General features: G+C 63.2%; 12 protein-coding genes and 3 pseudogenes. 7 read left to right on the plus strand and 8 right to left on the minus strand.

Annotation, left to right across the window (positions count from 1 at the left end; genetic code table 11):
• Nucleotides 1-191 precede the first annotated feature (191 nt).
• The gene (locus ISF28_RS24500) at nt 192-1,493 is read right to left on the minus strand and encodes a dicarboxylate/amino acid:cation symporter (protein WP_198119799.1); all 1,302 of its coding nucleotides are present in this window, start codon (nt 1,491-1,493) and stop codon (nt 192-194) included.
• Nucleotides 1,494-1,814: 321 nt separating this feature from the next.
• Between ISF28_RS24500 and ISF28_RS24505 the strand changes: the two are divergent.
• Nucleotides 1,815-2,584: pseudogene (locus ISF28_RS24505) on the plus strand (IS5 family transposase).
• A gap of 6 nt (nt 2,585-2,590) precedes the next feature.
• On the opposite strand, the pseudogene ISF28_RS24510 reads toward ISF28_RS24505, so the two are convergent.
• From ISF28_RS24510 to ISF28_RS24520, 3 genes and pseudogenes are all read right to left on the minus strand, one after another.
• A pseudogene (locus ISF28_RS24510) lies at nt 2,591-3,200 on the minus strand (transposase); the annotation flags it as partial.
• A gap of 124 nt (nt 3,201-3,324) precedes the next feature.
• Entirely contained in the window at nt 3,325-3,480 is a 156-nt protein-coding gene (locus ISF28_RS24515; protein WP_198119800.1) for a hypothetical protein, read from the minus strand.
• A gap of 53 nt (nt 3,481-3,533) precedes the next feature.
• Complete coding sequence (locus ISF28_RS24520) at nt 3,534-5,705, minus strand: DUF8189 domain-containing protein (protein WP_198119801.1); 2,172 nt, start codon at nt 5,703-5,705, stop codon at nt 3,534-3,536.
• Between the two features lie 326 nt (nt 5,706-6,031).
• Here ISF28_RS24520 and ISF28_RS31290 point away from each other — a divergent pair, with 326 nt between their 5' ends.
• Both ISF28_RS31290 and ISF28_RS24530 read left to right on the plus strand, forming a co-directional pair.
• Entirely contained in the window at nt 6,032-6,175 is a 144-nt protein-coding gene (locus ISF28_RS31290) for a transposase family protein (protein WP_198119802.1), read from the plus strand.
• A pseudogene (locus ISF28_RS24530) lies at nt 6,160-6,472 on the plus strand (transposase); the annotation flags it as partial. The gene ISF28_RS31290 and the pseudogene ISF28_RS24530, both read left to right, overlap by 16 nt.
• A 39-nt stretch (nt 6,473-6,511) precedes the next feature.
• Here the strand turns inward: ISF28_RS24530 and ISF28_RS24535 are convergent.
• The 4 genes from ISF28_RS24535 to ISF28_RS24550 all read right to left on the minus strand — a co-directional run bounded on the left by ISF28_RS24535 (nt 6,512) and on the right by ISF28_RS24550 (nt 8,203).
• The gene (locus ISF28_RS24535; RefSeq protein ID WP_229519359.1) at nt 6,512-6,688 is read right to left on the minus strand and encodes an amidohydrolase family protein; all 177 of its coding nucleotides are present in this window, start codon (nt 6,686-6,688) and stop codon (nt 6,512-6,514) included.
• A complete protein-coding gene (locus tag ISF28_RS24540) occupies nt 6,685-6,831 on the minus strand; it encodes a hypothetical protein (protein WP_198119804.1) in 147 nt (48 codons plus the stop codon). Before ISF28_RS24540 ends, ISF28_RS24535 begins: the two co-directional genes overlap by 4 nt.
• Nucleotides 6,832-7,014: 183 nt before the next feature.
• Nucleotides 7,015-7,419 (minus strand): hypothetical protein, encoded by a 405-nt coding sequence (locus ISF28_RS24545; RefSeq protein WP_198119805.1) that lies wholly within the window; start codon nt 7,417-7,419, stop codon nt 7,015-7,017.
• Nucleotides 7,409-8,203, minus strand: coding sequence for a 3-hydroxybutyrate dehydrogenase (locus tag ISF28_RS24550; RefSeq protein WP_198119806.1), 795 nt, complete (start codon nt 8,201-8,203; stop codon nt 7,409-7,411). Before ISF28_RS24550 ends, ISF28_RS24545 begins: the two co-directional genes overlap by 11 nt.
• Before the next feature lie 155 nt (nt 8,204-8,358).
• On the opposite strand from ISF28_RS24550, the gene ISF28_RS24555 reads away from it, so the two are divergent.
• The 4 genes from ISF28_RS24555 (at nt 8,359) to ISF28_RS24570 (ending at nt 12,795) form a co-directional block, all read left to right on the plus strand.
• On the plus strand, nt 8,359-9,237 hold the full coding sequence (locus ISF28_RS24555; protein ID WP_198119807.1) for an alpha/beta fold hydrolase: 879 nt from the start codon (nt 8,359-8,361) through the stop codon (nt 9,235-9,237).
• A gap of 86 nt (nt 9,238-9,323) precedes the next feature.
• A complete protein-coding gene (locus ISF28_RS24560) occupies nt 9,324-9,674 on the plus strand; it encodes a RidA family protein (protein WP_198119808.1) in 351 nt (116 codons plus the stop codon).
• A gap of 9 nt (nt 9,675-9,683) precedes the next feature.
• On the plus strand, nt 9,684-11,927 hold the full coding sequence (locus ISF28_RS24565) for a RelA/SpoT family protein (protein WP_198119809.1): 2,244 nt from the start codon (nt 9,684-9,686) through the stop codon (nt 11,925-11,927).
• Between the two features lie 61 nt (nt 11,928-11,988).
• Nucleotides 11,989-12,795, plus strand: coding sequence for an ABC transporter permease (locus tag ISF28_RS24570; RefSeq protein WP_229519360.1), 807 nt, complete (start codon nt 11,989-11,991; stop codon nt 12,793-12,795).
• Nucleotides 12,796-12,797: the final 2 nt, after the last annotated feature.

Raw genomic sequence — 12,797 nt, forward strand, 5'->3', positions numbered from 1 at the left:
TTGCCTTCGGCTTCCTTCAGATTCGCGGTCGCCCGCGACACCCTTGCCGTTCGGCTAACTCTTCCCCTTGTCGGGCGAGTAGAGGACTTTCACCTCCAAGTAGGTGCGCCCTGCCGGGCGCACCCAAAAAAAACGCCGGGCGAACCCGGCGTCTGAACGAGGAATCGTTCGGCTGATGCGGCTTGCGCGGATCAGGCCGCTTCGCGGACCGGGTGCAGGTCGGCGGTGACGTCGTCCGGGCTCGGATTCTTGAGCTCGGCGGTCAGGCGTTCCTGGTCCAGCTCGCCTTCCCACTTCGACACGACGATCGAGGCGACGCCGTTGCCGATGATGTTGGTGAGGGCGCGGCATTCGCTCATGAACTTGTCGATGCCGAGGATCAGGGTCATGCCGGCCACCGGGATCGTCGGCACGACGGCCAGGGTCGCGGCCAGCGTGATGAAGCCGGCGCCGGTGATGCCCGATGCGCCCTTCGAGGTCAGCATCGCGACGAACAGGATCGTGAGCTGCTGCGTCAGCGTCAGGTCGGTGTTCGTGGCCTGGGCGACGAACAGTGCGGCCATCGTCATGTAGATGTTGGTGCCGTCCAGGTTGAACGAGTAGCCGGTCGGCACGACGAGGCCCACGACGGATTTCGGGCAACCCATCTTTTCCAGCTTGCGCATCAGGGCCGGCAGGGCGCTTTCCGACGAGCTCGTGCCCAGCACGATCAGCAGTTCTTCCTTGATGTAGGCGAGGTAGCGGAAGATCGAGAAGCCGGTCAGGCGGCCGATGACGCCCAGGACGATCACGACGAACAGCGCGCAGGTCAGGTAGAACGAGCCGACGAGCGAAGCCAGCGGGATCAGCGCCTTGACACCGTATTTGCCGATGGTGAAGGCCATGGCGCCGAAGGCACCGATCGGGGCGGCCTTCATGATGATGTTGACGACGCCGAAGATGGCGTGCGACAGGTCGTCGATGAAGCGGGTCAGCGGGCGGCCGCGTTCACCCAGCATCGACAGCGCGAAGCCGAACAGGATGGCCACGAACAGGACCTGCAGGATTTCCCCCTTGGCGAACGCATCCACGAACGTGTGCGGAATGATGTTCATGAGGAAGTCGACGGTCGACAGCGACTTGGTCTTCTCGGTGTACTGGGCGATCGCGTGGGTGTCCAGCGTGGCCGCGTCGACGTTGAAGCCGGCGCCGGGCTTGATGACGTTGGCGACGATCAGGCCGATGGCCAGCGCGAAGGTCGAGACGACCTCGAAGTAGAGCAGGGCCTTGCCGCCGACGCGGCCGACCTTTTTCATGTCCTGCATGCCGGCGATACCGGCGACGACGGTGCAGAAGATCACCGGGGCGATGATCATCTTGATCAGTTTGACGAAGCCGTCTCCCAAAGGCTTCATCGCGGTTGCGATGCCCGGATCGTAGATGCCCAGCAGGACGCCCACGATAAGCGCAAACAATACCTGGACATAAAGTACTTTATAGAATGGTTTTTTCATGGCTAGGCTTCATACGTTATTGGAAACACGGTCATCATCACGCAAAATATCTGCACCGGCTATTGTGGAAAACCGCAACGCCGAGACAGATATCCGGTCTTGTGCTCCCGCCTGCGCGGGGGTGACGGATCGGTGGTCGCTCCGTGCGCCACGCAACGGTCGTCCCCGCAGAGGCGGGGATCCAATCTGCGGGCGCATCGGTAACACGAGCAGTACCTGGGCGCGCTGACTAACCCGGACGTGACCGCTTACTGGTTCCGGTACACGGTCCCACCTTCATGAGAGCTTGTTTACGATCCGCATCAAGTTCATAATTTGAGGATGAAGAGAAAGCAATACGCGAGCGATATCAGCCGAGAGAAATTTGAAGAGATCGAGCCGCTGCTGCATAGCGTGAGGCTGCGGACGAAGCCGACGACGGTGGATCTGTACGACGTATTCTGCGCAGTCCTGTATCTGCTGCGCACTGGTTGCCAGTGGAGATTTCTGCCGAGCGAATTTCCCAAGTGGCAAACGGTTTATGCCTATTTCTCCAAGTGGAGCCAGCCCGACCAGCACGGTGTGAGCGTGTTGTAGCAGGCATTAAAAAAAATCAGGTTGGCGCGGCCCGCGAGAAACTGGGGCGCAACGCCAAGCCAACGCCGTTGATCGTGGACGCAGAGCGTGAAGAACACGGACACGGCTGGCAACAAGGGCTATGACGCGGGCAAGAGGATATCGGGCATCAAGCGCCACATCGCTGTGGATACGCAGGGGCTGCCGCATGCCATCGCCGTGACGACGGACGGGGTGACGGACCGCAAAGGGGCGCTGCAAGTGAAGTGCAAAGCGTGCTGGCCGACAGCGGCTATGTGGGCGAACCCTTTGCCCAAGGCGTACGGGAGACCTTGGGCGAGGCGGTTACGGTGCGGATCGCCAAGCATAGCGAGTTGCACAAGTTCGCTGTGATACCCAAGCGCTGGGTGGTCGAACGCAGCTTTGCTTGGCTGGAGAAAAACCGCCGCTTGTGGAAAAACTGCGAACGCTGGCACAACACCAGCTTGCAGTTCGTCCATCTGGTCTTCCTGGCGATGCTGCTCAGAAGAGCATAAACACGTTCTCAGCACAATGCCCAGGATGGTCCGTTGCCGTTTCAGGACCCGCTTGAGCCGGCGAAACTGTTTGGCGTGGGCGTAGCCGCCCGCCTTGCGTCGCAGTTCCTTCCCTTCCTTGGCAAAGGTCTGCTTCAGCGCGATCCCCGCCGACTTGGCCGCCCGCACTACCTTGTCGCGGGCAATCTCCAGCAGGCGGCTGTCCACCGGGTGGGCGATCGCTTTCTCCTGTACCGTCGTATCGACGATCACCCGCTCGCATTCGGCCGGGCGCACAGCCTTCATTTCCACCGCCGCGTCGATGGTCGCCTTCAGCAATTCCTCGACACCCGCCTCCCCGATGGCCTTGCGGAACCGGCCGACCTGGGTGGCGTCGCAGGGTGGCTTCGGCGCGTAGAACTCCAGCCCGCTGAAGTATTGCCTCACCACGTTCTCCGACCAGCGCATCACCACTTCGTTATCGCTGAGATTGAACGCTGCTTCAGGTACAGCAGCGCCGCCATCAGCCGGATCGGCAACCGCGGCCTGCCCGCCGCGCTCACGCCGGCACCGCCAATGGATGCCGCAGGTCGATCATCTGGTCCAGTCGGGTTCGGAAAAAGTCATCGGTTGCCATCGGCTTGGGCTCGATTTCTCTCAGGTTTCGATAGGCAATATTTTAATTTCTCAAGGATTTCAGCGCATCACGAACCGGCCGTTCTCCTGCAACTGCAAGCCTTACGGCCATTTTGCAGGGCCGACTACGTGACGACGTCGTACATCCAGGATTCGGCGTTCTTCAAGCCGGACGCGCCGGCGGCGTTGCCGACGCAGTTGTGGAAGGTCGTGCTTGCCGGCGCATCATAGCTGAAGCCGCCCGCGTCCACGCAGCCTGGGCAGCTCACTTCGCCCACCATGTTTTCTCGCCGTGCGGGTTCCGATGATCAGGTCGAAGATCGGCAAGACGTCGTCAACGCCCCATCACCGGTTCCCTTCGTTCATACGACTGCGTGAAAAAACATATTGGCGAATGACCCACGTTGATATTCGCGTGAACATCGATCAAATGATCATCGGTGCGTGATATATCCAGGGCCATCGTGATATTGTCCTGGAGAGGCGAATTCGGATCATAAACCCAAAGCGTCAGGTACTGCCGCCGCAATTGATACGCATACACGCAGACTTGGTGTCCCAGTGAGGTGAAGTTCGGGATATATCCAATGACCAGCCCAATTGGACACGGGTGGCCGCTGTTAATCAAATTACGAATGTCGGGCCAGGAGACTCTCGCCATTCTCCAGCTACGGCCATCTCCAAGTGTCGGATCGTCCGTGTCGGGATAAACTGGATCGGCATATTTTACAAAGTCGGCCACGTCGCCGGCATTCAGGCTTTGCGCGAGGCGTCGAACGATATAGTCGAACAGAGGATCGCCTTCGCCAGTGGGATTGTTCGTCTGGGCAGGCGCCAGCTGCCTGGCTTCGAAATAGTCTCGCGAGGCAAACGACATCCCGCCACACAGACCCCACGAGGCATTACCGACGGCTATATCGGCAAACGGATCCGGCAACGTAATCGAAGTGATGTGGATGCTTGGCCAATGGTTCGGAAAGGCGAAACCATGCGTCGACGGCAAATACCCGGGAACGGCAACGCGCTCGTCGGAAATCAGGAAATAGTTGACCTCACAATTATTTCCCTTTCCACCCGTGAAGTAGAGGCCAACCGGGCCTTCGACCCCCTGCTCATAAAAATTGGTCCCTGCAAACGGGTTATCCCAATGCAGGTAGACGCTGTTTTGACTCCATGCCGCAGACCAGGTCGCGTTATCAAATCCGAGCACAAACAGATCCATGTGGTCGCCATCCCGTGCAAGGGCCGTCACATGTTGCGCGCCGCGATCAAACACGGTTTTCGGATCAATCTGAAACCACGGCCGCCAGCCCCCTGCATCCGCCTCCCACCAGCACGACCAGATCGCATTGTCGAACCCGACGACGAACAGGTCAACGTGATGGTCGTTGCGGGCGATCGCCGATACCTGTTGCGTCGTGTGGTCGAAGACCGTCTCCGGATGAAGCTGGAACCATGGCCTCCAGCTCTGCGCATCGGGTTCCCACCAGCTCGACCAGACCACATTATCAAACCCGATGACGAACAGGTCCACGTGATGGTCGTTGCGGGCGATTGCCGATACCTGTTGCGTCGTGTGGTCGAAGACCGTTTCCGGATGAATCTGGAACCATGGCCGCCAGCTCTGCGCATCGGGTTCCCACCAGCTCGACCAGATGGCGTTATCGAAGCCGACGACGAACAGGTCCACGTGATGATCGTTGCGGGCGATTGCCGTCACCTGTTGCGTCGTGTGGTCGAACACCGTCTTCGGATGGATCTGGAACCACGGCCTCCAACTTTGCTCGTCCGGCTCCCACCAGCTCGACCAGATGACGTTGTCGAACCCGACGACGAACAGGTCCACGTGATGGTCGTTGCGGGCGATCGCCGATACCTGTTGCGTCGTGTGGTCGAAGACCGTTTCCGGATGAATCTGGAACCATGGCCGCCAGCTCTGTGCATCGGGTTCCCACCAGCTCGACCAGATGGCGTTATCGAAGCCGACGACGAACAGGTCCACGTGATGATCGTTGCGGGCGATTGCCGTCACCTGTTGCGTCGTGTGGTCGAAGACCGTCTCCGGATGGATCTGGAACCACGGCCTCCAACCTTGCTCGTCCGGTTCCCACCAGCTCGACCAGACAGCATTGTCGAAGCCGATAACAAAGAGGTCGATATGATGGTTGTTTCGCGCAATCGCGGCGACCTTTTGTGTCGTGTGGTCGAACACCGTCTCGGGTCGAACCTGAAACCACGAACTCCATGCGCTATCCATGTTGTACCACACCCGCCCCTCCGTCCCGGTCGCCATGCCTGCACTCTCCGACTGCCATGAGACATTTACCCCAGGCGGAATAATGTCAGGCGGCGAAAATGTCCACTCGCCATGGCTTAATTCATCACGCTGCTTGACGAGCGTCAGGCCCGTTTGATTGGAAAACGTAATATGAGTCGACCGCGCAGCCATCTCACTTCCTTTCAATTTTATCGACGCCAGTCGGCTCGCAAAGCCGTCATTTTGCATCGCACATTGCGCGACCCTTTGGGCAACGTGAACGCCGAATGAGAAATGGGGCCTGCAAACATGACTCAGCCAATGACTTGGATATCCCGACATGCGCGCGGTTGCTCCTGGTCGTCACATCCTTGATCCATGTCAGCCACGCGGTTAAGGTGTCGAACGAAATGCATTGGCCCCTTGAGCAGGTTTGTCTATTCGCTCAGCGTCTCCTTCACGTCCCCAGGGTTGTTCACTTCCATTGGGGTAACGCCTGATCTTGGATTTTCATATTGACCTGAACCTGTCGACGTCGTTACTGTCATAACAAGATATCAATCAGGAAAAACTTCATGCAGCTATATAGCCATTTGAGTGCCATCGACGACCCGCGCAGGCGTGAAGGACGTCGTTTCGAGCTGGCCTATCTCCTTCTTTCCACTTTACTGGCCATCATTTCCGGTGCGAACTCGTATAGGTGCATGCCATCGCCGTGACGACGGCCGAGGTGACGGACCGTAAAGAGGCGTTGCAGGCAATGCGGCGTTGCGAAGGCGGTCTGGATGAAGTGCAAAGCGTGCTGGCCGACAGCGGCCTAGGTGGGCGAACCCTTTGCCCAAGGCGTACGGGAAACCTTGGGTGAGATGGTGACGGTGCGGATTGCCAAGCGTAGCGAGTTGCACAAGTTCGCTGTGATACCCAAGCGCTGGGTGGTCGAATGCAGCTTTGCTTGGCTGGAGAAAAAACGCCGCTTGTGGAAAAACTGCGAACGCTGGCTCAACACCAGCTTGTAGTTCGTCCATCTGGCCTTCCTGGCGATGCTGCTCAGAAGATCATAAACACGTTCTGACGAATCTGACCTTGCGCAGCGCCGCGATATCGTCGGTCGGATCTCCGTCCACGGCCACGACGTCCGCTACCATGCCGGCGCGGATCGCGCCCAGGTTCTTGCTGTCGAGGATGTCCGTCGCGACGATCGTGGCGGCGCGCAGCGCCTCGGTCAGGGTCATGCCCAGGCGCACCATCCACTCCAGGTTGCGCTCGTTCGTGCCTCGCTGGCGCCGTACTCGTGCACGATGGTGTCGACGTCGGCCGGGACGGACAGGGTGGCGGCCGGTCCGACACCCTGGATGCGGCCCTGCGCCACGAGCACGCTCCAGCCCGCGCGCGGGCGCCGTCGCCGGTCCAGACCCTGGCGGGCGTGAGCAGCACTGGCCGCTGTCCGGCGGCGCCGGCCGGCACGGCCAACAGGGTGAAGGCGGCGCAAGCGAGTGACCTGGCCCAGCGCTTCATCGGTCTTCCTTGTCGTTATCGTCGGGAAGACTTCATCATGGCGTCAGCCGTCGAGATCCTGGATCGCCTGTGCGATGCCGGTCTCGACATCGTGGAGAAAGGCCGCGCCCTTGGGCGACAGGGCGATGCCGGGCACGGCCAGTTCGACGAGGCAGGCGAGGGCCTGGCGGAACCATTCCATGTCCGTGCCCATCAGCGGCAGCGCATGGGCGTCGACGAGGTAGTGCACGGCGCGCGAGAGCAGCGCCGTGTCGCGCCCGGCGTTGCCGACGAGCAGCGCGAAGTCGGCCGCTTCGCGCTCGAAGCGGTCGGCCAGGGTTTCGAGGATGTCGCGCGACACGGCCGGCTGGCTGGACGCCAGCACGACATGGGCGAGCTCCACGCAGGCGTCGTGCAGGCCCGGAATCTCGAAGGGCTCGTCCATCGGCACGGCCGGATTACTGGGCAACCCAGCCGCCATCCATGTTCCACGCGACGCCGCGCACCTGGTTCGCGGCGGGGCTGCAGAAGAACACGGCCAGCGCGCCCAGCTCTTCCGGCGTGACGAATTCGCCCGACGGCTGCTTTTCCAGCAGCAGCTCTTTCTTGGCCTGCTCGTTGCTGATGCCTTCGCGCGCGGCGCGGTCGTCGACCTGCTTCTGCACGAGCGGAGTCAGCACCCAGCCGGGGCAGATGGCGTTGCACGTGATGCCGGTCTGGGCCGTTTCCAGCGCCGTCGACTTGGTGAGGCCGACGAGGCCGTGCTTGGCGGCGACGTACGCGGATTTCTGCGCCGACGCGACGAGACCGTGGGCCGACGCGAGGTTGATGATGCGGCCCCAGTTCTTCTGCTTCATGGCAGGCAGCGCGAGGCGCGTCGTGTGGAACGCGGAGCTGAGGTTGATGGCGATAATCGCATCCCATTTCTCGACGGGAAAATCTTCGATGTTCGCGACGTACTGGATGCCGGCATTGTTGACGAGGATGTCGACGCCGCCGAATTTGTCCGCGGCAAAGGTCATCATGGCGGCGATCTGGTCCGGCTTCGACATATCGGCATTGTGGTAAGCGGTCTGCACGCCGAATTCCTGGCCGATGTCGGTGTACAGCTTTTCGATCTGCTGCGCGTCGCCGAAGCCGTTGAAGACGATGTTGGCGCCTTGCTCGGCCAGCGCGCGGGCGATGCCGAGGCCGATGCCCGAGGTCGAGCCGGTGACGAGTGCAGTCTTGCCGCTTAACATGGTGGATTTCATTCGTTCCTCTTTCTCGTGGACAGTTTCTATGAGAGCCGGGTGAACCCGGGCCAGACTTGGTAGAATTGTAATCGCACCAACGGGTAAAATGTTGGCGCCCGCCCGGACCCTTGATGGAAACCGGCGGATGCATGGTGATCGTCGGAACTTTGAACATGAGCGAACCGAAGCTGAAATCCGTGCTGTGCAGTTCGCCCGCCGGCCTGCACCGCATGGCGTACAAGGAGTGGGGCGACCCCGCCAACACGAACGTGCTCGTCTGCGTGCACGGCGTCACGCGCGTGGGCGACGATTTCGACGCGCTGGCGCGGGCCCTGTCCGACCGCTACCGCGTCGTGTGCCCGGACGTCGTCGGGCGCGGCAGGTCCGGCCGGCTGCGCGATCCGGCGCTGTACGTGATCCCGCAATACGTGGCCGACATGGTGACCCTCGTCGCCCGCGTCACGGCCGGCGCCGAGGACGAAAGCGTGCACTGGTTCGGGACGTCGATGGGCGGCCTGATCGGCATCGGCCTCGCGTCGCTGCCGGGCAGCCCGATCCGCCGCCTGGTGCTGAACGACATCGGGCCCGTGCTGGACCCGGTCGCGATGGCGCGCATCGGCGACTACATCGGCCAGGACATCCGTTTCAAGACGTTCGAGGAAGGCGCCGCGTACGTGCGGCTGGTGTCCACGCCGTTCGGCCCGCACAGCGACGCCGAATGGGACAAGCTGGCGCGCGACGTGCTCGTGCGGCAGCCGGACGGCCGGTGGGCGCTCCACTACGACCTGGGCCTGGCCGCGCCGTTCAAGGCGCTCACGCCGCAGCAGGTGGCGCAGGACGAGGCCCGGCTGTGGGCCGCGTACGACGCGATCCGCTGCCCGACGCTGCTCGTGCGCGGCGAACACTCCGACCTGCTGTCGCGCGCGACGGCCGAGGAGATGACCGGGCGGGGGCCGAAGCCGAAGCTGGTGGAGATCGCGGGCGTGGGCCACGCGCCCACCTTTGTGCGGGCGGACCAGATCGCGATTGCACGGGAATTTTTGACCGGCTGATGCAAGCCGGAGGTGTTCGGCTCCACGGCCGGGCGAAGCGGCCGCAAGGCCTGGTTTTACGATAAATAAGCGACTTAGAGAAAAGCATGGAAATCAAACGACTGCACGTAGGCAAACGACTGTCCGAAGTCAGCATCCACAACGGTACGGTGTACCTGGCCGGCCAGATCGCCAGCGACACGAAGCAGGACATCCTGGGCCAGACGCGCGAAGTGCTGGGCCACATCGACCGCCTGCTGGCGGAAGCGGGCAGCGACAAGAGCCGCATCCTGTCGACCCAGATCTACATCACCGACATGGCGAACTTCCCGGCGATGAACACCGTGTGGGAAGCGTGGGTCGTGCCGGGCCAGACGCCGCCGCGCGCCACCGTCGAAGCGAAGCTGGCCGATCCGGCCTGCCTGGTCGAAGTCGTCGTCGTGGCCGCCCAGGCGTAAGCACGCGCGATGGTATCGATTGTCGCGCTCGGCGACGCCACCACCCAGCTGGTCCACGGTCTCGGCCCTGATGACTGCGCGCGTGTAAAAGCCGCGCTGGACTTCGCGGCCGAGGCCTATCGCGAACGCACGTCCGGCACCGGCCAGAGCGCGTTCGAGTTCTCGCTGGGGGTGGCCGGCACGCTCGCGCTGCTGTCCAGCGATGCGGAAACGCGCATCGCCGGCCTGCTGTTCGAGCTGGTCATCGTGGAGCCGGGCGTGGCCGAGGCGCTCGAGGAGCGCTTCGGCAAGGAAGTGGCGGACATGGTGCGCGGCGTGCACCAGCTGATCCGCCTGCGCGACCTGACGGCGGCCCAGGCCCCCGTCGGGCGCGGCAAGAATGCGGCCCAGGAAGCCATGGCGCAGGTCGAGACGCTGCGCAAGATGCTGCTGGCGATGGCCACCGACATGCGCGTCGTGCTGATCCGCCTCGCGTCGTGCGTGACCACCTTGCGCTACTTCGCGGAGCAGAAGCGCTTCGACGACGTCACGCGCAACTACGGCCGTGAAGTGCTGGACCTGTACGCGCCGCTCGCCAACCGCCTCGGCATCTTCCAGCTGAAATGGGAACTGGAAGACCTGTCGTTCCGGATGATGGAACCGGACACCTATAAACGCATCGCCAAGATGCTGGAAGAGAAGCGCATGCTGCGCGAGAGCTTCGTGGCGTCGTCGATCGAGCGCCTGCAGAAGGAGCTCGCGGCGGCCGGCATCAAGGCGGAAGTGTTCGGGCGGCCGAAGCACATCTACAGCATCTGGAAGAAGATGCGCGGCAAGGAGCTCGATTTCTCCGAGCTGTACGACGTGCGCGCGTTCCGCGTGATCGTCGACGACATCAAGACCTGCTACACGGTGCTGGGCGTCGTCCACAACATCTGGACGCCGATCCCGAAGGAATTCGACGACTACATCTCACGCCCGAAGGCGAACGGCTACCAGTCGCTGCACACGGTCGTGACGGCCGAGGACGGGCGGCCGCTGGAAGTGCAGATCCGCACGCAGGAGATGCACAACTTCGCCGAGTACGGCGTGGCCGCGCACTGGCGCTACAAGGAAGAAGGCGGCTCGAATTTCAAGAGCCAGGAATACGACGAGAAGATCGCGTGGCTGCGCCAGCTGCTGGCGTGGAAGACCGAGGTCGCGAGCGCCGTCACGGGCCAGGAAGAGCTGCAGCGCGAATGGGTCGAGAAGCTGAAGTCGACCACGCTGGACGACCGCATCTTCGTGCTGACGCCGCAGGCGCGCGTGCTCGAGCTGCCGGTCGGCGCGACGCCGATCGACTTCGCCTACCACCTGCACAGCGAGGTCGGACACCGCTGCCGCGGCGCCAAGGTCGACGGCGTGATGGTGCCGCTGAACACGCCGCTGAAGAACGGCCAGACGTGCGAGGTCATCACGGCCAAGGGCCCGGCCGGCAGCCAGGGGCCGTCGCGCGACTGGCTCAGTCCCGGCTACACGGTCAGCAGCCGCACGCGCTCGAAGATCCGCGCCTGGTTCCACGCGCTGGAACTGGCGGAGACGCTGGCGCACGGCCGCGCCCTCGTCGAGAAATCGCTGCAGCGCGAAGGCAAGACCGCGGTCAACCTGGACGCGCTGGCGCACAAGCTGGGGTTCGCGAAGGTCGACGACCTGTTCATCGCCGTCGGCAAGGAAAAATTCAGCCTGCGCCACGTCGAGGCGGCGCTGCACGACACGGGCGCGCCGGCGGCCCCGGTCGCGGACGAGGCGGTCGTCAACAAGAGCCGCGCCTCGAGCGTCGAGCAGGGCGCCAAGTCGGGCGTGCTGGTCGTCGGCACGGAAGGGCTGATGACGCAGCTGGCGCGCTGCTGCAAGCCGGCGCCGCCGGATCCGATCGTGGGCTTCGTCACGCGCGGCAAGGGCGTGTCGATCCACCGCGCCAGCTGCAAGAACTTCGCCGAGATGGCGTCCCGCAACCCCGAGCGCGTGCTCGAGACGGAATGGGGCACGACGGGGCTGGAGACGGTGTTCCCGGTCGATATCTTCATCCTCGCGAGCGACCGCCAGGGACTGCTGCGCGACATCTCGGAAGTGCTGGCCATCTCGAAGATCAACGTGATCGGCGTGAACACGCAGAGCAGCAAGGGACTCGCGAAGATGGTGTTCACGGCGGAGATCGGCTCGACGGGCCAGTTGCAGAAGGCGCTCGCCGCCATCGCCGAAGTGAAGGGCGTGCAGGAAGCGCGGCGCACGTGACGGCCGCGTCGCGCCGGCGCCGGGTGGGTTGACCGCGCCCCGAACACGGTATCATGTCATCATGCCAATCACCTCCCTCCTGTACGTCAAACCGCGCCTGTGGGGCCACCTGGCCGCGCGCTACGCCGCCAGCTGGTGGGCCATGCTGCACCTGGGCGCGGTGGCGCTCGTGATGGCGCTGTCGCCGTCCACGTACCACCGCGCCAACCGCCTCGCCACGTCGCGCTACATCCATGCGAGCACCTGGCAGGTGCTGCCCTGGTTCACCACCCTGACCGCGCTCGTGAGCCTCGTCATCATCCGCATCGTGCTCGTCACGGCGCAGAGCTACGGCCTGTCGCGCTATGCGCTGGAGATGGTCGTGCGGGTGCTCGTGCTCGAACTGCTGCCCCTGTCGGCCGCGATGTTCGCCGCGCTGCGGGCCGGCATGGCGTTCGACGCCGCCGCGATGGGCCTCGCGCGCAGCGGCGTCCCGGCCGGGCCGGCGACGGCCGAGACCCTGCACCGCCTGCGCCGCGACCTCGTGCCGCAGGTGATCGCCAACGCGTTTTCCGTGCTGAGCCTCGCGATGGTCTCCAGCAGCATCGTGCTCGTGCTGGCGTACCTGAACGTGTACGGCCTGTCGCCGTGGGGCCTGCCGGACTACACGCGCACCGTGGGCCGCGTGTTCGATCCGACGGTCACCCTCGGCTTCGTGTTCAAGACGGTGCTGTTCGGGCTCGCGGTGGCCGTGATCCCCAGTGCCGCCATCCTGGAACTGCTGCGCCGCCCGCGCGTGCTGCGCACGAACGTGCAGCCGGGCGCGCTGCGGCTGCTGTTCGTGCTGCTGCTGATCGAGGCCAGTTCGCTGGCCGTCAAATACATCTGAAA

It is taken from the genome of Massilia rhizosphaerae (genome assembly GCF_016093545.1).
GTDB classification, from domain to species: Bacteria; Pseudomonadota; Gammaproteobacteria; order Burkholderiales; family Burkholderiaceae_D; genus Telluria; species Telluria rhizosphaerae.

Coding starts and splice junctions, on each gene's coding strand:
- ISF28_RS24555 (WP_198119807.1), top strand. CDS start 8,359: ATGAGCGAACCGAAGCTGAAATCCGTGCTGTGCAGTTCGCCCGCCGGC.
- ISF28_RS24570 (WP_229519360.1), top strand. CDS start 11,989: ATGCCAATCACCTCCCTCCTGTACGTCAAACCGCGCCTGTGGGGCCAC.
- ISF28_RS24535 (WP_229519359.1), bottom strand. CDS start 6,688: ATGACCCTGACCGAGGCGCTGCGCGCCGCCACGATCGTCGCGACGGAC.
- ISF28_RS24500 (WP_198119799.1), bottom strand. CDS start 1,493: ATGAAAAAACCATTCTATAAAGTACTTTATGTCCAGGTATTGTTTGCG.
- ISF28_RS24565 (WP_198119809.1), top strand. CDS start 9,684: ATGGTATCGATTGTCGCGCTCGGCGACGCCACCACCCAGCTGGTCCAC.
- ISF28_RS24520 (WP_198119801.1), bottom strand. CDS start 5,705: ATGCAAAATGACGGCTTTGCGAGCCGACTGGCGTCGATAAAATTGAAA.
- ISF28_RS31290 (WP_198119802.1), top strand. CDS start 6,032: ATGCAGCTATATAGCCATTTGAGTGCCATCGACGACCCGCGCAGGCGT.
- ISF28_RS24515 (WP_198119800.1), bottom strand. CDS start 3,480: ATGGTGGGCGAAGTGAGCTGCCCAGGCTGCGTGGACGCGGGCGGCTTC.
- ISF28_RS24560 (WP_198119808.1), top strand. CDS start 9,324: ATGGAAATCAAACGACTGCACGTAGGCAAACGACTGTCCGAAGTCAGC.
- ISF28_RS24550 (WP_198119806.1), bottom strand. CDS start 8,203: ATGAAATCCACCATGTTAAGCGGCAAGACTGCACTCGTCACCGGCTCG.